Raw genomic sequence first — 17,981 nt, forward strand, 5'->3', positions numbered from 1 at the left:
AAGGCCGAACAGGTCTTAAAAGAGGTTCTAGCCCACTAATCGACCGGTGCGCTGCCCGCGTGCGCCGATGCGGGTTCAACCCGCACCCCCGCCAGAATCAATGAGACCGGGCGTCGCGTCGAGGGATCGACCGGTTCTTGCAAGACTTCGAGACAAAAGCCGTGGCGGACAAATAAAGCAAACCAATCAGACAGCGTGCGGAAGTACCACGGTGCCGGCTCGGTGAACCGGGCATCGAACCCCGACCAGGAACCGGCGCGCCAGCCGCTGACATAATCCTCTGACCCACCCACCGCGCCCGGATGCAGGGTTTGCACCACCAGGCGACCGCCGGGTACCAGCAAGTGCTGCGCCGCCGCGAAAACCGCTTCGGTGGACTGTGCACCGATGAGGGAAAAATTGCACACGCAGACATCAAAGGGCGCTCGCCCAGTCCGACGCGCCCAGTCCGCCAGCCCGGCGTAATCACACACGGCAAACTCGCCGCCACCCGCGCCACAGGCCGCGGAAATGAGCGTGGGCTCGGCATCGATGCCCACGCAGGTTGCGCCGTGCAGATTCATTTGCCGCATCAGCCAGCCTTCGCCACAGCCGATGTCCAGCAGGCGACGCGGGGCATAGCGACGAAGCACCTGCAAAATCGCCGCATTGGTGACTTCCCGACGGCTGGCAATCGCGTCGGCGCGCACCACCTCCGCCCAGACCGCCGCATTGCGCGCCCAGCTCTGGCGAATGGCCTGCTCGTGACGCGGCGCGGGGTGCGCGTCGTCCGTCTGTGGATCAGCGATGGGCGGGGTCAACGCCATCCACCCCCGCCTCGGCCACGGCGGCCGCGCGGAATAAGGCGCGGCGTTTATTGAGGGTTTCTTCCCATTCGTTGGCCGGGATGGAATCGGCCACGATGCCGCCCCCAGCTTGCACATGCAGGGCACCGTCCTTGAGCACGCCGGTGCGAATCGCAATCGCGGTATCCATGTTGCCGTTCCAGGCCCAATAGCCCACGGCACCGGCATACACACCGCGTTTGACCGGTTCGATTTCGTCGATGATTTCCAGCGCGCGAATTTTCGGTGCCCCGCTAACCGTGCCCGCCGGGAAGGTGGCGCGCAGCACATCGATGGCATTTTTCCCAGGCAGAATCTGCCCCGTCACCTGCGAGACGATGTGCATCACATGCGAATAGCGTTCGATCACCATGCGCTCTTCGAGCTTCACGGAACCGATCTGCGCCACGCGCCCGGTGTCGCTACGCCCGAGGTCAATCAGCATGACATGCTCGGCGATTTCCTTCGGGTCGTTGAGCAGATCCTGCTCCAGCGCGAGGTCTTCGGCGTGGGTTTTGCCACGCGGCCGGGTGCCCGCAATCGGCCGGACGGTGATCTCGCCATCCTCCAGCCGCGCCAGAATTTCCGGGCTGGAACCAACCACCTGATGGTCGCCGCAGTCGATGAAGTACATGTACGGCGAGGGGTTCAGGCTGCGCAGCGCCCGGTAGAGGTCGATCGGCGGGGCATCGAACCCGATCGTCATGCGCTGGCTCGGCACCACCTGCATCACATCTCCGGCGGCGATATATTCCCGGATCGTTCGCACCGCATTCTCGTAGCCTTCGCGGGTAAAGCTGGCCGTAAAATCGTGTTCATTGATCTGCCGGGCTGCCGGCAACGGCGCATAGCGTAGCGGTGCCGTGCGCAGCCGCTGCGCCATGGCGTCGAGATCAGCCTGCGCCCGCTCGGCGGCATCCGGCATCGTGGGATCAACCAAAGTCACCAACAGCAGGCGACTGGAGAGATTATCGAACACCACCACCTGCTCGGAGACCATCAGCAGGATGTCCGGCGTACCCAAAGGATCGGGCTTTGCGGGCCGAGCGGCGAGGCGCGGCTCGATATAGCGAATGGTTTCAAAGCCGAAATACCCGACCAGCCCGCCGTGAAAACGCGGCATGCCCTCCGGCTCGAACACGCGATAACGCGCCTTGAAGGCTTCAACCCAAGCCAGTGGGTCGGCGGCTTCGGCGGTTTCAACCAACGCATTGTCCTGCCGCAGCTCGATGCGCTGCCCGTACACCCGCAGCACGGTGCGCGCCGCCAGGCCAATGATCGAATAACGCCCCCAGCGCTCGCCGCCCATGACCGACTCGAACAGGTAGCTGTTCGGCTGATCAGCCAGCTTGCGATAGACCGAAAGCGGCGTGTCGTAATCCCCGGCAATCTCGCGGGTGAACGGCACCCGGTTATAGCCTTGGGCGGCGAGGGATCGGAGTTGGTCGGCAGTGGGCATGAACGACATGAGAATTTCCTTGCACAGGCGCACCGGCAGGCACGCGGATCAATCTGGGACGGGGCGGACCGGGATCAAGCCCACCATTGCCCGAAGAGCCCGTGCCGGTCACCGGTCATCATGATGCCCTGCCGATGAGATTCGGGAATTCCGCCATCGAGTCGATCACGGCATCCGGGTGGTAGTTGCGGATGTCTTCTCCATGGTTGTAGCCGTAGCTCATGCAGATAATCGAGAAGCCCGCCGTGCGCGCGGCCTTCACATCGGAGATCGAGTCGCCAATCATCAGGGCTTCGCTTGGGTGAACCTTGAACCAGCCCGCCGCGTAGATCAGCGGTGCCGGATCGGGCTTTTTCATGGGCAGGGTGTCACCGGCAATCACGGTTTCGAACTGATCGAGCAGGTTCATGTCCTGCAACAGCGGCAGGGTGAAGGCCGCGGCCTTGTTGGTGACGCAGCCAACGGACAGCCCTAGGGACTTCACATAAGCAATGCCCTCGTGCACCCCGGGAAACACGCAGGAGTGTTTTCCATTGGATTCGGCATAGTGCCGCTTGAACACCGGCATGGCGCGTTCGAACAAGGCCGCCTCCGGCTTGCCGTGCAGATCGTCGGTCAGCGCCCGTTCCACCAGCCGCTCGATGCCGTTGCCAACCCAGTTTCGCACGCTGGCTTCACTGCGATGCGGCAGGCCCAGTTCATCCTGCATGGCGTTGACGGCCACCAGCAGATCCGGCACCGAGTCGATCAAGGTACCGTCGAGATCGAACAGCACCATTCTGGGGGTGAACCGCGCCATTACTTTTTCGCCTTGGGCTTGTCTTTTTTCGTTTTCACTTTGTCCAGTTCTGCGCGGAACTCAGCCAAAATCGAGTCGTAACGATTTTTGTCTGCCGGGTTGGCCTTGCCAAACAGCGCGGAGCCTGAAACAAAAGTATCCACCCCCGCCTCGGCGATTTCGCGGATATTGGCCGGGCTCACACCGCCATCGATTTCCAGTCGGATATCCGTGCGACCTGAGGCATCGATGATCTTCCGTGCCTGACGCGCTTTGTCGAGCACATACGGAATGAATTTTTGCCCGCCAAAGCCCGGGTTGACCGACATCAGCAGAATCATGTCCACCTTGTCGATGGCGTATTCGAGCACATCCAGCGGGGTCGCCGGATTGAACACCAGGCCGGATTTACAGCCACAGTCGCGAATCAGTTGCAAACTGCGGTCGATATGCTCCGAGGCTTCAGGATGGAAGGTGATATAGGTCGCCCCGGCCTTGGCGAAGTCGGGGATGATGCGATCCACCGGCTTGACCATCAAATGCACATCGATCGGCGCGGTCACGCCATGTTTGCGCAGCGCCTCACACACCAGCGGGCCGATGGTCAGGTTGGGCACATAGTGATTATCCATCACATCGAAATGCACCCAGTCGGCACCGGAGGCGATGACATTGTCCACTTCCTGCCCGAGGGCGGCGAAGTTGGCGGAAAGAATGCTCGGGGCGATGATGAAATCAGACATGGCGTACCTCGTGATAAAGAACTGGGGCAATGTAACGGAAAATCCGGCGGATCGGGAGCAAAATCAGGGCAATGCACGGGGCGGCAGTGTGTCGATATGCGCCGCAGCAAGGCGTTTTTTCAACTGTGGCAGCTCCGACTCGGCCACCGGGCCGATCTGGATCCGATAATACGGCTTGCCATTCACCACCGCACTCTGGATTTGCGAGCTGAACCCCTGCATCGCAATTTCCGCCTTGCGCCGGTTCGCCTCGGCCTCGGTGGCGAATGAGCCCGCCTGAATCAGATATTGCCGAGCGGCAGACGCCGACTTGGCATCATCTGGCGACGGCGGCGTTGGCGCAGCCGGACTGGGCGCGATCGTGACCGGCGCATTGCCGGGCGGCGGCACGGGCAAGACCGGGCCGTTGTTTTCCTTGGGCAGCAAGGTATAAAACTCAAAATCCGGTTTGATCGGCGTTTTTTCTGCGGGCTTGGTCACCGCCCGGGCATCCTGCCGCCCCGCTTCGGCAGGCGACTGATCCTTTTTCCACCAATGCGAAGCCAGTACGGCCAACACCAGAACGACCCCCACCAGCAGCAACACCACCCACTTACTGGCGGACGAAGCCGACCGATCCGCCGGGCGGCGGCGATTGGTGGGTGCGCGTTTCGAGGAGGCCATGGTTACCGCCCTCTCTTACATTTCTTCCGGCGCGCGTACGCCCAGCAACTGCAAGCCATTCGCCAGCACCTGCCGGGTGGCGGCAATCAGGTTCAGCCGTGCCTGCCGCAGCGGTGCATCATCGGCCAGCAAAAAGGCATGGGCGTTGTAATAGGTGTGAAAATCCTGCGCCAGATCCCGCAGGTAATGCACCAACAGATGCGGTTCCAAATTCAATGCCGCCCGCGTCACCGTATCGGCGTATTGCGCCAATCGCTTGAGCAATGCCTGTTCTTGCGGCTCGGTCAAACGCGCATAGGCGGCCTGGCCGTCCGCCGGGGTATGCGCGAACCCCCGCAGGGGTAACTGCCGGAACACGCTGCAAATCCGGGCATGCGCATATTGAATGTAATACAACGGGTTATCGTTCGACTGCGACTTGGCCAGATCGAGATCGAAATCCAGATGCTGCGCGGCGGCACGCATCACATAGAAGAACCGCGCCGCGTCGTTCCCCACTTCCTCGCGGAGTTCCCGCAAGGTCACGAAGCTGCCCGAGCGGGTGGACATCTGCACCCGCTCGCCGCCGCGATAGAGAATCGCAAACTGCACGAGGGACACATCCAGACGACTGGCATCGCAACCGAGTGCGGTGAGCGCGGCCTTCACCCGAGGAATATAGCCATGATGATCCGCGCCCCAAATGTCGATCACGCGATCGAAGCCGCGCTCGAATTTCTCCCAGTGATAGGCAATATCCGAGGCGAAGTAGGTCGTCTGACCATTCTCCCGCCGCACCACCCGATCTTTATCGTCACCAAAATCGGTGGAGCGGAACCACAAAGCCCCGTCTCGTTCGTACAGATACCCCGCCGCCTGCAGCCGATCGATCGCTTGGTCGATCAAGCCCCGATCGGTCAGAGACTGCTCGGAATACCACTGATCGTAACGCACGCCAAATTCGGCGAGATCCTCCTCGATATCCGCCAAAATCGCCTGTAGTCCGGTCTGGAAAACCCGCTGGTACCGCTCTTTGCCGAGCAAGCTCTGCGCCCGCTCGATCAGGGCATCGATATGCGCCTCTTTATCCCCGCCCGCCGGTTCATCGGGCGGCACCCCCGCAAAGACCGCCGGGACGGGCTCGACCAGCGCGTCACCCCACGACGCCTGCAAACTCTTGGCAATCTCGAAAATATAGCCTTCGGATTTGTAGCCATTGCTGGGGAATGTGAGGGTTGCGCCACAACATTCGAGATAGCGCAGCCAGATGCTGGTGGCCAGAATGTGCATCTGCCGCCCCGCATCGTTGACATAGTATTCCCGGTGCACCTGATAGCCGATGGCCGCGAGCAAATCGGCCACCACGGCACCATAGGCCGCCCCCCGGCCATGCCCCACATGCAAGGGGCCGGTCGGGTTGGCCGACACGAATTCCACCTGCACCCGTTGCCCCGCGCCCTGCTGGCTGCGGCCAAACTGCGCGCCCGCAGCCAGAATGGTATCGATCACCCCGAACGCGGCAGACGGATCGACAAAGAAATTGATGAAACCGGGGCCGGCAATCTCGATCCGCGTCACCCCCTCGCGGCTTGGCAGTGCCTCGATCAACCGTTCGGCAGCCACACGCGGCGGCACCCCCATCGCCTTGGCGAGTTGCAGGGCGAGGTTGGTAGCGAAATCCCCATGCGCCGAATCCTTGGGCACGGTCAATGCGGGCACCGCGACATAATCGGCCGCAAGGTGCCCCGCCGATTTGAGCTGATCTATCGCCGTCTGGAGGCGTTGTTCAAGTTGGGCTTTCACAGAAATTTCGTCCACACACACAGAACGCGCATTCTAGCAGCTTGTGCCCGCCCGCATGGGCTCGTCCTGCGAGCAAAATCCGAGCAGGCAGCTACACTGTGTGGCCATGACGCTCAAAAATTCGTTTGATCTACCGAGAACGCCCATGACCCCACATCCCGAGGACGATTTTCCCCACCCCGGTTCTGCCGACGAGGCACGCATCGCCCGCATGCGCGATGCCGTTCGGGTCATTCTGGAGGAAATGGGCGAAGACCCCGCACGCGAAGGCTTACAAAAAACCCCGGAACGGGTCGCGCGGGCGCTGCTATTTCTCACCCAGGGACTCAAGCGCCCGCTCGACGATGCTATTGGCGATGCCCTGTTCACTTCCGACAACGACGAAATCGTGGTCGTGCGCAACATCGAATTTTACAGCCTGTGCGAACATCACATGCTACCAATCATCGGCCATGTCGATATTGGCTACCTGCCCAATGGCAAGGTGCTGGGTCTCTCCAAACTCGCCCGCATCGTCGATCTCTACGCCCGCCGCCTGCAAATTCAGGAAAACATGACCCGCGAAATCGCGGAAGCCGTGCAATCTGTCACCGGGGCGCGGGGCGTCGCCGTCCAAGTTCGCGCCGCCCACATGTGCATGGCGATGCGTGGCGTGGAAAAAGTCGAATCAGAAACCATTACTTCGATGATGCTTGGGGCATTCCGCAACCACCCCCAGACCCGGCAGGAATTTCTGCAACTGATCGGCCAGGGTCGAAAATGAGCGCTCCTCGCACCCTGCTGATCACCGGCATCAGCCGCCGCATCGGCGCCCATCTGGCAGAACATTATCTCGCACTGGGCGACCGGGTCATCGGCACTTATCGGCATGAGACCGAGACACTCCAAGCCCTGCGCGCGCGGGGTTTGCATGCCATCCGGGCTGATCTCGCCCTGCCGGACAGCATCCCCCCGCTCGTCGAGGCCATTGCCACGCACACCCCACGACTGGATGCCATCGTGCATAACGCCTCGATCTGGCCAAGCGATGCCGACTGTGCCCGCGACCCCGGCCTGATCGCACAACTCTATCAATTGCATGTCACCACGCCGGTTAACCTGACCCTGGCGCTTCATCAACGCCTGCCGCCCCCCGAGCCCGTTAACGGGCGCGCCACGCGGTCGGTCGTATTCCTCACGGACGCCAAAGTGTCTGCCGGCAACCTAGGGTTCATCCATTACCTCGCCTCCAAGGCCGCCGCTGAAAGCGCCATGCGCTCACTGGCGCTCACGCTGGCACCACACACCCGCGTCAATGCGATTGCCCCCGGCCTGATCCTCTTCCACCCACAGGATCACGCCGAAAAACGCGCCGCCCGGCTCGCCATGAACCTGTTGCCTTTCGAACCCGGTGCCTCGGTCATTGCCGACAGTGTGGATTACCTCCTTCAATGCCCCGCCGTGACCGGCACCACCCTGCGCGTGGACGCTGGGTTACAACTCCTAAATCCCTCTGTGCGCGACGATTAGCAGGCCGTTGAAAAACTCTTTTCAACGGCCCGGCAAGGCAAGCCATGGATGGCTTGCACAAAGATCAATCACGCTAAGTGATTGATCTTTTGAGGCCGTCGCGGATTTCGTCAGCTTCGCGTTAGACATGAACGCGGATTCGGTCTCAATCGCGCCTCGAACGCCAGTGGGACTCGTTGGCTGCCTAATCTCCACGCGCCAACCGACGAGTCCCGTGCTTTCGAAACCGCCCTAGCCGAAAACTGGTTTACTGCCTCATTTCGCGCGCCCAATAAAAAACCGCCCCGAGGGGCGGTTTGGATTTTACGCAGCGGTTAACGCTTAGAACTTATACGCGTAACCCACTGTGGCTTCGTACTGCTTCATGCTTATAGAAACATTTTGCGTAACATTGTACCCATATTTTTGCTTGATTTGAGCTGCCAACACAGGGTTTGTGCCATCAACCGTTACAGTCGGTGCGTACATAAAGGCACCGCTGATTTCTTGATGCTTGTCGATCGCGTAGGTGAAGCCCGCTGTATAGTGGTTTTTAACCACGCCTGGGGCGAGGGTATTAAACAGCGCGTCGCTAGACGAGACCGGGTTAGTACCATGGTTAAAGCCCACACGCAATTGCAGTGCCGGGCTCATTTGCCATTGGGCGCCGAGTTTAACGACATTCACATTGCTCCAACCAAACCCCGCACCATTCGACCCACCGAGGCATTGCGTCGTATCACCCGCGCCACAGCCATAGAGAAGATTTTGCGTGGATGGGTTGGAAATGGCCTTCACACCCGTGTAATTGATGCGCTGGAAATCAGCAGTCAAAGTCCAAGCTGGTGCCACTTGGAAGGCACCGCCCACGGTCCAGGTGGACGGAATATCAAACTTACCACCTTCCGCAAAGAGGCCTGAATAAGCACCAAATTTGCTCATACTCATTTTGGTCTGATAGCTACCCGCCAAGGAAATAGCATCTGTAGCATGGTACAGGACGCCCACTTTTCCGCCCCAACCGGTTGACATCGAGCTCCCGTTGTCGGTCAATGAACCACCATCAACGCTATAGCTTTTGAAGTTGCTAAGCCCCTTGACGGCGATAGTTTGACGCGCGAACAGAAGGCTAGCACCCACGGACAGTTTCCCGTTCATAAACTTATGGGCGTAGGTTGGCGCAATAAACATTTGCTTCAGGTTGACGCCAGCTGGGCCACCACCATAGGTACCGGTGCCTTGGAAGAGATAGTTTCCGTCCGATGCGCTACTGAAGTCGGTGTTCATCCCACCGTTGCCGTAAATGGCGATACCAACCGAGCTGGCATCATTAATCGCGTAACTGGCAGAGAGCTCTGGAATATAGAAGTTTTGGCTGCCACTAGTGGCAGAGCCGGACGCGGGGAATCCAAATCCCTGTAACGTGGCATCATTATGAAACTCATATCCACGCACCGGATGGAACCACGACAGATCGAAGTTGATTTGCGTACCGGTTTCCGTGATGCCCGCCGGGTTGGTGGCGATGATCATGGCGCTGCCATTCGGCAGGGCAACGCCGCCGCCGCCCATACCCATGCTCTTCACACCGTAGCCGTGAGAAAAATAGCCGTTGGTCGCGTGCGCAGCGCCAGAGGCAATCAGAGTTGCTGCGACAGAAGCAGCCAAAAGCGAGCGTTTGAAAGCCATGTGATCCATATCTCCTGTTGTTTGTTGTCCCCTTGGGCAAACCGGGCGAGCACGCCTGCCTGCCATTGAGCGGATGCAATCTATCAGAAAGTCTGGGGTATTGAATTCAAGAAATTTGTAGCCGGGAAAGAAAATATTAATAAATCAGCAGGTTATATATAAGAAAATGCTTAATTTGTTATATAAGCAGCTTACTTTTATTGGGTTTTTCATTGTTTAATCATTAGGTTAATCATCCATCCGCCACAAGAAGCGCCGCCAGAACCTGTAGCAACCGCGCCACTCGGCACCGGGCGATTTGTCGTACAGGCGCAACAGACCAGGCAATCCCGCGCCCGCTTGCCCCGTGGTTTCGCTCAGTCCGCCGAGGTCAGTTGGCCTTCAAACACCGGCTCTGCCGGGCCGGTCATCATCACGGGGGCATCGGCAGTGCCCGCCCAGGCGATGCTTAATTCACCCCCGCGCACCAGCACCCGGCAAGGGCTGTCGAGCAGACCGCGACGAATGCCACTAACCACGGCCGCCGAGGCGCCGGTGCCGCAGGCCAGGGTTTCACCCGCACCGCGCTCGAAGACCCGCAGTCGAATCTGCTGGCGATCCACCACTTCCATGAAGCCGACATTCACCCGCTGCGGAAAGCGGGGATGGATTTCGATCTGCGCGCCCATTTCGGCCACCGGTGCCCAATCCACCGAGGGAACATCCAGCACCGCATGCGGGTTGCCCATCGAGACGGCATCGATCATCACCGTTTGCCCCGTGGGCAATTCGAGCGGATAGGCTTTGGCCGGAGTATCCGCCAGAAAGGGGATCTGTTCGGGCTGGAATCTCGGGCAACCCATATTGACGGTAATCTCCCCGGCGTCTGTAACTTCCAGCACGATGCGCCCGGCTTTGGTTCCCACGGGGATCGTATGCTCTTGCGTCAGCCCTTTATCTCGCACAAAGCGGGCGAAACAACGCGCGCCATTGCCGCATTGTTCGACCTCGCTGCCGTCGGCATTGAAAATGCGGTAAGTGAATAGCGTATCGGGCAGGGTAGGCGGGGCAACCAGTAATAATTGGTCGAACCCCACGCCGAAATGACGATCCGCCCAGCGACGAATCTGCTCGGGCGTGAGCTCAACCGTTTGGGTGATGGCATCAATCACCATAAAATCGTTGCCCAAACCGTGCATTTTGGTGAATGAAAGTCGCATGGAGGTTTGCCTTGAGGGTTGGAACCGTGACGGGGGAAAGATGATTCTGCTCGATTTATCGGTCATTTTCACACGATCCGGTGAGGATTTGCTGACCCTGTATGAAGCACTGCCGGAGGTGCTGCGGGCATGGCAGCAGCAATCGATCCCAATCGTGGGACTTTCTCCCTCGGCCGAATTCACCACCGCCTGGCGCGCGCTGTGGCCGCAGGCGGTAATACAGGACAGCGCGAACTGGGCGTCATGGCGCCTGCCCAGCGCTTGGCAGGCATTATGTACCGCGCACGGGATGCGTCCCACCGACTGTGTGCTGTACACCCGCCATCCTGCTTGGCTGAACGCGGCCACCCAAGCAAGCATCACCGCTTACGGCATCCTGCGGGATGCCCATACCATGGCGGCCTTGCCCGGCACTTGGTTCGCAGAGTTACCCAACGCGCCGTAATACCCTCGCGGCCAGGTTTTCGGGAGAACGACCGGCGGACGCCGGTTCCAGCGTTTCTGACCCGAGGCACCCCCGATGCGGTTCCGACTGGCCAGGCTTCATATCAAACCATCAATCCCAGCGCAGCCGTAAGGCGTTCCCGACCACGATCAACGAACTCAGGGACATCCCAATCGCCGCGACCCAGGGCTCGATAAAACCCGCCGCCGCCAGCGGAATCGCAATGAAGTTATAGACCGCCGTCCAGGAGAGATTCTGGCGGATATTCGCCAGCACGCGCCGCGCGTAGCGCAAGCCATAGGGAATTTGCTGAAGCTGGTCGTTCATCAACACGATGTCGGCGCTATGACGGGCGATGACCGTGCCGCCGCCCATGGCCATCGACACCTGCGCCTGGGCGAGCACGGGGGCATCATTGATGCCATCCCCCACCATCAGCACCACCGCGCCTTCAGCCTGAAGGCGTTGGACATACGCGAGTTTTTCATCGGGCAGTAAGCCGCCGTGTGCCTGCGTGATCGACAACTGCCGCGCAAGCGCCGCGACCCGATCCGGCTGATCGCCCGACAAGACGACGGGCTCCAGACCCAGCGCGCGCACCGACTCGATCATGGCGCGGGCATCGTCACGCAGGGTATCGCTGAGATAAAACACCGCCGCCGGCGCGCCATCGACCAGCATCCAGACGGCGAGATCGGCTGCGGGGTTATCCCTTGAGGGCACGGCGATCCCTAGTTCCGTGAGCAGCCGGGCATTGCCGAGGCTGATCGACCGACCTTCTACCTGCCCACTCAGCCCGCGCCCAGGGAAATTCACCACAGCGCTGGCCGTGGGCAGATCCCCGGCTTCCGCCGCCGCCTGCGCAATCGCCCGACCGACCGGATGCTCGGTTTGCTGCTCCAGCGCGCCCGCCCACCGCAGTGCCGTGGTCGCATCCACGCGCCCCAGAACCTCGATCCGCTGCAGGGCAATCTGCCCATCGGTGAGCGTGCCGGTTTTATCGAAGACGACATGAGTCACCTGCGCGAGCGTTTCCAGTGCGTAGCCGCGCGTCACCAAGACGCCCGCCTTGGTCAACCGACCAACCGCCACGGCAATTGCCGCGGGAGTTGCCAAGGAGAGCGCACAGGGGCAGGTGATCGCCAGAATGGCCACCGCGACCCAGAACGCCTTGCTCGGATCAATCAACAACCAGGCGACCGTCACCAGCGCCGTCACCAACAACAACGCCACGACAAATTTTTGTGCGAATCGATCGGCCGTCTCGGCGATTCTCGGCTTTTGTGTCTGCGCCCGATCGATCAAGCGGACGATCGAGGAGACGAGGGTGTCTTGCCCCACTTTTTGCACCCGCATGATGAGCGGGCTTTCCACATTGATGGTGCCCGCGATGAGCTCGCTCCCCGGGGATTTGTGCTCCGGCACGCTTTCGCCGGTGAGCATGGCCGCATTGACGCTGCTTTGCCCTTCTTCGACCACGCCATCGGCGGGCACCGCATCGCCCGGACGGATCAGCACCCGATCTTGCACCACCAGATCGAAGGCCGGGATGACCGTAATCTCCCCCCGATCATCCAGCCGATGCGCCACCGCGGGCACCAGCCGGGTCAATGCCTCGCTCATCTCGCCGGCTTTATGCCGCGCCGACTGCTCGAGCAAGCGCCCCGTGAGCAGCAAGGCAATGAACATGGTGACCGAATCAAAATAAATGTGGCCGGTGTTGGTCACCACCGCCCAGACGCTACCGGCATACGCCAGCAAGATGGATAGCGAGACCGGCAAATCCATGCCGACCCGTTTTTGTTTCAAGTCACGCCAGGCCGGCTTGAAAAATGCCTGCCCGGAATACAGCACGATCGGCGTGGATAAGATGAGGCTCATCCACCAGAAGAAATACCGCAGCTGATCGCTAATCCCGAGATAATCCCCAAAATACAAGGACATCGAGATCATCATCACCTGCAAATACACCAACCCGGCCACCGCTAGGCGTTGCATCAGAATATGCCGCTCGCGCTTGAATACCCGATCCTGCCGGTTCGGGTCATATGGATGCGCGCGATACCCAATCATCATGATGGCGCGCAAAATCTCGCTCAACGAAATTTGACGGTTATCCCACACCACCTGGGCGCGGTGGGTGGAGAAATTCACGGTGAACGATTGCACACCGGGCAACTGCTGCACATGCCGCTCGGTCAGCCAGACGCAGGCCGCACACACCAATCCTTCAAGAATCAGCGAGGCTTCACGAATATCCCCATCGCGGTTCGCCACGAAGGATTTTTGCATCTCGGGTCGATCGAATACCGCGAGTTCCTGCAGAACCTGCGCCAGATCATCTTTTGGCCGCACCCCGGCTTCCGTCCGATGGTGGTAATACTCAGCCATCCCGTTTTCGACGATGGCCTCGGCCACGGCCTGGCAACCTGGACAGCACATGGGGCGATCCTGACCCAACACGACCGCGTGATAATGACTCCCCGGAGGAACCGGCAAGCCACAGTGAAAGCACGCCACTGTGGCCGGTTCCTCGACCGGCTTTTCTTGTGTAACCGCATGAGCTGACATCACAAACCCCTATGAGCAATCGACAAACACCGTCAGATGGATCCAGGGAGCGGAATTACGGAGTTGACTGAGCACTCTGGCGGGGCGCCATCTGGACATTCGTCCGACCATTGAGTTCAAAATTGGCAGCGCCTTTTTGAATATGAACCATCACCTCCCACAAACCGGGCGCGGTCATTTTGATGGGGAGTTGATAGGCGCCATCCCCCAATTCGGGGAGTGATACCGAGAAATCAAGCCGCTTATCGGCCGGCCGCATAAAATCCAGCGAAACCTGGGCGCCGCTCACCGCCTGACCGTGGTCATCCGTCACGGAAACCTTGAACAACGCCGGTTGATTCATTACCGGCTCATCGACCCAGCCTTTGTGGACCTTCCAGCCGAGCTGCACCTGCTCGTCCAGGGCATCGTCATACTGATTGAACAGTTTTTCCTGCTGCTGATAATCCCGCGCGACCGTGCCCGGAAAAAACGAGGTCACGATAGAACCCTCATCGGGTTTGGGTAACAGATCATGGGCGGCGCGTTGCGAGAGACCGCTGGAGGCCAGCGTGACGAAAATTGAATCCAGCAACACGATCACCGACAGAAAAATAATGATGGAGGCCGGTCCCCAATGAAAACTCGCCTTGCCACCCCCCGCAGATTTCGCCGGATAGATGAAGCCGAGAATAAAAGCCGTCATCACATAAATCGCCACAACGGCGGTGACAATGTCAGATCCAGGCCAATGGGTAATGGCATACGGCGCATAAGCCGCCAAGGACAAAACCCCCAAAATCACGGCGATGGGACGACCCGCCCTTGGCCAGCGCCATTTCAGCAGGTAAAACAGTACCAAAATCGCAACAATGCCAACCCCAGCGGGCAATACTAAATTCATTCTTCTGCTCCTCGGCGCTTACAGGCCGCATGCATTCACTTGAAGTTGAAATTCGTCGTCTCAACGACATCCGGTAAATGACCGTTTTTATCAATCAAACGGAAGGTAATAATCTGCCGCGACACCCCCGATGCGCGCGGCGCCCGGACATGGATCAGATAATTGCCCGTTTGATCTGGCGGAATATCCAGGGTTCTGTAATTTCCACCAATCGTCACTTCCGCATCGTTCAGTCCTTCGACTTTAAGCTCAAGCGCCAAAGGCGCAGGTTCCTTGTTATTGATTTTTAATTGGTAATTATTCTGCACGGTGCCGTCGCTCATCACCACAAACAAGGGCTGCCGAATCTGCAACACCGCGAAATCCAGGGGCTTCATGGCATAAAACCCATAGATCAACAGCAAACTCGCCACGGTGGTGGCAACACCGTAGCCAATCGTGCGGAATTTAAGCAGGCTGGGTTTCTTGCCTGTTTCCAACTCCACTTCGGAGGCATAACGAATCAGACCCTGCGGCCAACCGCGCTTGGTCATGATTTCATTGCAGGCATCGATACACAGTCCGCAGGATATACAGGCCAGTTGAAGGCCATCCCGAATATCAATCCCCGTCGGGCAGACTTGCACGCAGAGCTTGCAGTCGATGCAATCCCCCGCGCCCGCCGCATGCCGCTCCTCCCGCGTCATCAAGCCTTTTTGCAAGGGTTTTCGCCCTTGACTGCCCTCCCCGCGATGAACATCGTAGCTGACCAGCAAAGTTTCCTTGTCGAACATCACCGCCTGAAACCGCGCATAGGGGCACATGTAGATGCACACCTGCTCGCGCGCAAAACCCGCCGCCACGAGTGTGGTCGCCGTGAGAATCCCGGTGGTGATATACGCCGCACTCGCCGCCTGGCCAGTAAAGAACGCGATAAACAGTTGAGGCGCATCAGCCCAGTACGCAGTAAAAGTGAAGCCGGTCCAGAACGCGATCAGCGTCCAAATCAATACCGTCAGCCCTTTTTTCGTGATTTTCTCCGCATTCCATGGCTGCTTTTCTAACTTCATCCGTTTATTTCGATCTCCTTGCACCCAGTATTCAACCTTCATGAAGACATCAGTCCATAAGGTTTGAAAGCAGAAGTAGCCACAAAAGGCGCGGCCAACGAGACCGGTCACAAAAAACAACAACCAGGCCGCCAAAATCAGAAAACCCGCCAGCAGGAACATGTCCTGTGGGTGGATAATCAAGTCGAACAGGTAATAGCGGCGCGTGGGGATATCAAACATCACCGCCTGATCTGGCCCGACCAATCGCTCCCAGCGAACCCAGGGCAACAAGAAAAAGACCGCATAAGCCAGCAACAGCACCCCCGTCTTAAAGCGACGAAACCGGCCATGAATCGCTTTGGGATGAATCGCCTCCCGCGCTTGATACAATTCGGGTTCCTGTGCGGTTAAGTGATCTTGTGACATCAATCGTTACCCCTGCAGCCTGCGGAAAAAAAAACACCGGCCTGAAGCCGGTGCCCTAAGCATCCCTGCGAGATTAGCTACCGCCTAATTGACGGACATACACCGCCAGCAGACGAATTTGCTCCGGACTCAACCGGTCACCAAATTTTGGCATCTGATGATTCAAGCCATTGGCAATGACACCCTCAATCAACTTGAGTTTTTCGTCATAATCTTTCGCGCCGGAAATATCCACGAAATCCCAGGATTGATCCGTCAGGTTCGGCGCCCCGATCATCTGGTTGCCTGCACCCGTGGCTCCGTGGCAACCCGCGCAGGTAGCAAACAAGGCCTTACCCCGATTCGCCGCCTCTTCATTAACGCCCGACTGATGCGACAGGCTCAAGACATACTGCGCCAGGTCGGCACGCTTTTCACCCTGGAACAACGCACCAAAGGCCGGCATGTTGCCGTGAATGCCGTTGGTAATATCCTGTACGATTTTTTCATAGCTGCTGCCATGAATCCAAGCATCGTCGGTCAGGTTGGGATACGAGGCTTCCGGATTCATGGACAACACGCCTTGCCCGCCCGTGCCGTGGCATGCCGCGCAATGGTCACCAAACAACGCGTGCCCCATCGAACGGGCGAAGTTCAGCGTATCCGGATTCGCGGCAATTTGTTCAAAGCTCATGTCTTTGACTTTCGCCAGCCATTCTTTCTGCGCCAGCGCCGAGGGGCTGGACTCCATATCCTTATTGAACAGCGCCCGGCTATTCCAATGCTCCGTTACGGTTTTTTCCTGGCCATTTGGCTCTTTGACCGTGAAGGAAACGGTTTCGACACCTTTCGTATAGGTACCCGCATACGGCCATGCCGGATACAGAATCCAATACACCACGGCGAACACGATCGTGCCGTAGAACGCCCACAGCCACCAGCGCGGCAGCGGGTTGTTGTATTCGCGCAGATCACCGTCCCACACATGGCCGGTGGTTTCGACCTGACCCTTCTTAATTTCTGGGCTCTGACTCATTTTTGTTCACCTGCTTGTTTTTAGCATCCGTCGGAATGTGGTCATGATCATCAAGGAAAGGGATGTCTTTGTAGGACTCCAACCGCTTGCTGCGCTTCCGACTGGCATAGGCATAAAACACCACGATAATGAATATCGAGAACAGCAAAACCAATTCAATGGGTTTTGCAATCTCCGGGCGACCTATCCAGTCAAAAAAAGCGCTAATCAAAACCTGATCTCCAACAGCTCACGGATTACCGGAATTTTGAGAAATAACCTTGATCGTATTTGGAGAAATCGACCATGGTACCCAAGACCTGCAGATAGGCGACCAAGGCATCCATCTGAGTGATTTCCTTCGGATTACCGTCCCAGTTTTGCGAGGCCGCTTCTTTCTTCACCGACTCGACCCCATTGGCAATCACGAACTGATCGGCCAGATCCTTACCAAATTTCTTCACATTGGCCTCGTACTCTGCCTGGGTCAGCGAATAGGGCACACCCACATCGCGCAATGCCTTCATCCGTGCATCAATGTCGCTGTAGTTCAGCGGCTGCATCAGCCAAGGATAAGACGGCATGATCGATTCCGGCACCAAGGATTGCGGATGAATCAAATGCTGGGTCATCCACTCGTTGGAATATTTACCCCCCACACGCGCCAGATCAGGGCCGGTGCGTTTAGACCCCCATTGGAACGGGTGGTCATACTGCGACTCAGCCGCCAGTGAGTAGTGACCGTACCGCAGCATTTCGTCCCGGAACGGGCGAATCATCTGGGAGTGGCACAGATAGCACCCTTCCCGGACATAAATATCGCGCCCCAGTTGTTCCAGCGGGGTGTACGGATGCACCCCATCGACCTGCTCCACTGTCCCCTTGATGTGGAACAGGGGCACAATCTCTACCAGTCCACCGATACTGATGACCACGAGGGTCAATACAATCAGCAGCGCCGAGTTGATTTCAATACTTTCGTGTTTCATGAGTAGTCTCTCTTACG

The 17,981-nt window shown here is 58.6% G+C and carries 17 protein-coding genes; 3 read left to right on the plus strand and 14 right to left on the minus strand.

The genetic code is table 11. The features are described 5' to 3' along the window. Nucleotides 1–35: 35 nt before the first annotated feature. From VOI35_RS08825 to argS, 6 genes are all read right to left on the minus strand, one after another. The gene (locus VOI35_RS08825) at nucleotides 36–806 is read right to left on the minus strand and encodes a class I SAM-dependent methyltransferase (RefSeq protein ID WP_407275684.1); all 771 of its coding nucleotides are present in this window, start codon (nucleotides 804–806) and stop codon (nucleotides 36–38) included. Then, on the minus strand, nucleotides 781–2,292 hold the full coding sequence (gene trpE / locus VOI35_RS08830) for an anthranilate synthase component I (RefSeq protein ID WP_407275685.1): 1,512 nt from the start codon (nucleotides 2,290–2,292) through the stop codon (nucleotides 781–783). Before trpE ends, VOI35_RS08825 begins: the two co-directional genes overlap by 26 nt. Before the next feature lie 109 nt (nucleotides 2,293–2,401). Beyond that, complete coding sequence (locus VOI35_RS08835) at nucleotides 2,402–3,082, minus strand: phosphoglycolate phosphatase (RefSeq protein WP_407275686.1); 681 nt, start codon at nucleotides 3,080–3,082, stop codon at nucleotides 2,402–2,404. Next, nucleotides 3,082–3,804 (minus strand): ribulose-phosphate 3-epimerase, encoded by a 723-nt coding sequence (gene rpe / locus VOI35_RS08840; RefSeq protein WP_407275687.1) that lies wholly within the window; start codon nucleotides 3,802–3,804, stop codon nucleotides 3,082–3,084. Before rpe ends, VOI35_RS08835 begins: the two co-directional genes overlap by 1 nt. Before the next feature lie 63 nt (nucleotides 3,805–3,867). Next, nucleotides 3,868–4,467 carry an SPOR domain-containing protein gene (locus VOI35_RS08845; protein ID WP_407275688.1) on the minus strand — a complete coding sequence of 200 codons (600 nt, stop codon included), beginning with the start codon at nucleotides 4,465–4,467 and terminating at the stop codon, nucleotides 3,868–3,870. A 15-nt stretch (nucleotides 4,468–4,482) separates the two neighbouring features. Then, nucleotides 4,483–6,249: an arginine--tRNA ligase gene (gene argS, locus VOI35_RS08850; RefSeq protein WP_407275689.1), complete on the minus strand. Its 1,767-nt coding sequence runs from the start codon at nucleotides 6,247–6,249 to the stop codon at nucleotides 4,483–4,485. A gap of 211 nt (nucleotides 6,250–6,460) precedes the next feature. Between argS and folE the strand changes: the two genes are divergently transcribed. Further along, entirely contained in the window at nucleotides 6,461–7,012 is a 552-nt protein-coding gene (folE, locus tag VOI35_RS08855; RefSeq protein WP_407276824.1) for a GTP cyclohydrolase I FolE, read from the plus strand. Then, nucleotides 7,009–7,758, plus strand: coding sequence for an SDR family oxidoreductase (locus VOI35_RS08860; protein ID WP_407275690.1), 750 nt, complete (start codon nucleotides 7,009–7,011; stop codon nucleotides 7,756–7,758). The genes folE and VOI35_RS08860 overlap by 4 nt, the downstream gene beginning before the upstream one ends. Before the next feature lie 321 nt (nucleotides 7,759–8,079). Here the strand turns inward: VOI35_RS08860 and VOI35_RS08865 are convergent, their stop codons facing one another. Together VOI35_RS08865 and dapF are read right to left on the minus strand one after the other, a co-directional pair. Then, on the minus strand, nucleotides 8,080–9,426 hold the full coding sequence (locus VOI35_RS08865; RefSeq protein ID WP_407275691.1) for an OmpP1/FadL family transporter: 1,347 nt from the start codon (nucleotides 9,424–9,426) through the stop codon (nucleotides 8,080–8,082). A gap of 356 nt (nucleotides 9,427–9,782) precedes the next feature. Beyond that, nucleotides 9,783–10,625 carry a diaminopimelate epimerase gene (gene dapF, locus VOI35_RS08870; protein WP_407275692.1) on the minus strand — a complete coding sequence of 281 codons (843 nt, stop codon included), beginning with the start codon at nucleotides 10,623–10,625 and terminating at the stop codon, nucleotides 9,783–9,785. Nucleotides 10,626–10,665: 40 nt separating this feature from the next. On the opposite strand from dapF, the gene VOI35_RS08875 reads away from it, so the two are divergent. After that, the gene (locus tag VOI35_RS08875) at nucleotides 10,666–11,070 is read left to right on the plus strand and encodes a hypothetical protein (protein ID WP_407275693.1); all 405 of its coding nucleotides are present in this window, start codon (nucleotides 10,666–10,668) and stop codon (nucleotides 11,068–11,070) included. A 111-nt stretch (nucleotides 11,071–11,181) separates the two neighbouring features. Here VOI35_RS08875 and VOI35_RS08880 read toward each other — a convergent pair whose 3' ends face one another. From VOI35_RS08880 to ccoO, 6 genes are all read right to left on the minus strand, one after another. After that, a complete protein-coding gene (locus tag VOI35_RS08880) occupies nucleotides 11,182–13,641 on the minus strand; it encodes a heavy metal translocating P-type ATPase (RefSeq protein WP_407275694.1) in 2,460 nt (819 codons plus the stop codon). A 55-nt stretch (nucleotides 13,642–13,696) separates the two neighbouring features. Continuing rightward, the gene (locus VOI35_RS08885; RefSeq protein WP_407275695.1) at nucleotides 13,697–14,524 is read right to left on the minus strand and encodes a FixH family protein; all 828 of its coding nucleotides are present in this window, start codon (nucleotides 14,522–14,524) and stop codon (nucleotides 13,697–13,699) included. A gap of 35 nt (nucleotides 14,525–14,559) precedes the next feature. Beyond that, the gene (gene ccoG, locus VOI35_RS08890) at nucleotides 14,560–15,981 is read right to left on the minus strand and encodes a cytochrome c oxidase accessory protein CcoG (protein WP_407275696.1); all 1,422 of its coding nucleotides are present in this window, start codon (nucleotides 15,979–15,981) and stop codon (nucleotides 14,560–14,562) included. 73 nt (nucleotides 15,982–16,054) lie between these two features. Then, nucleotides 16,055–16,996: a cytochrome-c oxidase, cbb3-type subunit III gene (ccoP, locus tag VOI35_RS08895; RefSeq protein ID WP_407275697.1), complete on the minus strand. Its 942-nt coding sequence runs from the start codon at nucleotides 16,994–16,996 to the stop codon at nucleotides 16,055–16,057. After that, a complete protein-coding gene (locus VOI35_RS08900; RefSeq protein WP_407275698.1) occupies nucleotides 16,974–17,207 on the minus strand; it encodes a cbb3-type cytochrome oxidase subunit 3 in 234 nt (77 codons plus the stop codon). Before VOI35_RS08900 ends, ccoP begins: the two co-directional genes overlap by 23 nt. Nucleotides 17,208–17,232: 25 nt before the next feature. Then, nucleotides 17,233–17,964, minus strand: a complete 732-nt coding sequence (gene ccoO / locus VOI35_RS08905; protein ID WP_407275699.1) for a cytochrome-c oxidase, cbb3-type subunit II — start codon at nucleotides 17,962–17,964, stop codon at nucleotides 17,233–17,235. Nucleotides 17,965–17,981 lie beyond the last annotated feature (17 nt).

This window comes from Halothiobacillus sp. DCM-1 (genome assembly GCF_045689735.1).
Taxonomy (GTDB): Bacteria; Pseudomonadota; Gammaproteobacteria; order Halothiobacillales; family Halothiobacillaceae; genus Halothiobacillus.

Excerpts from the sequence above, each read along its gene's own strand:
- rpe (WP_407275687.1), bottom strand. The coding sequence starts at position 3,804 with ATGTCTGATTTCATCATCGCCCCGAGCATTCTTTCCGCCAACTTCGCC.
- VOI35_RS08865 (WP_407275691.1), bottom strand. The coding sequence starts at position 9,426 with ATGGCTTTCAAACGCTCGCTTTTGGCTGCTTCTGTCGCAGCAACTCTG.
- trpE (WP_407275685.1), bottom strand. The coding sequence starts at position 2,292 with ATGTCGTTCATGCCCACTGCCGACCAACTCCGATCCCTCGCCGCCCAA.
- ccoO (WP_407275699.1), bottom strand. The coding sequence starts at position 17,964 with ATGAAACACGAAAGTATTGAAATCAACTCGGCGCTGCTGATTGTATTG.
- VOI35_RS08885 (WP_407275695.1), bottom strand. The coding sequence starts at position 14,524 with ATGAATTTAGTATTGCCCGCTGGGGTTGGCATTGTTGCGATTTTGGTA.
- folE (WP_407276824.1), top strand. The coding sequence starts at position 6,461 with ATGCGCGATGCCGTTCGGGTCATTCTGGAGGAAATGGGCGAAGACCCC.
- VOI35_RS08845 (WP_407275688.1), bottom strand. The coding sequence starts at position 4,467 with ATGGCCTCCTCGAAACGCGCACCCACCAATCGCCGCCGCCCGGCGGAT.
- VOI35_RS08835 (WP_407275686.1), bottom strand. The coding sequence starts at position 3,082 with ATGGCGCGGTTCACCCCCAGAATGGTGCTGTTCGATCTCGACGGTACC.
- VOI35_RS08880 (WP_407275694.1), bottom strand. The coding sequence starts at position 13,641 with ATGTCAGCTCATGCGGTTACACAAGAAAAGCCGGTCGAGGAACCGGCC.
- ccoP (WP_407275697.1), bottom strand. The coding sequence starts at position 16,996 with ATGAGTCAGAGCCCAGAAATTAAGAAGGGTCAGGTCGAAACCACCGGC.
- dapF (WP_407275692.1), bottom strand. The coding sequence starts at position 10,625 with ATGCGACTTTCATTCACCAAAATGCACGGTTTGGGCAACGATTTTATG.
- VOI35_RS08860 (WP_407275690.1), top strand. The coding sequence starts at position 7,009 with ATGAGCGCTCCTCGCACCCTGCTGATCACCGGCATCAGCCGCCGCATC.
- ccoG (WP_407275696.1), bottom strand. The coding sequence starts at position 15,981 with ATGTCACAAGATCACTTAACCGCACAGGAACCCGAATTGTATCAAGCG.
- VOI35_RS08825 (WP_407275684.1), bottom strand. The coding sequence starts at position 806 with ATGGCGTTGACCCCGCCCATCGCTGATCCACAGACGGACGACGCGCAC.
- VOI35_RS08875 (WP_407275693.1), top strand. The coding sequence starts at position 10,666 with ATGATTCTGCTCGATTTATCGGTCATTTTCACACGATCCGGTGAGGAT.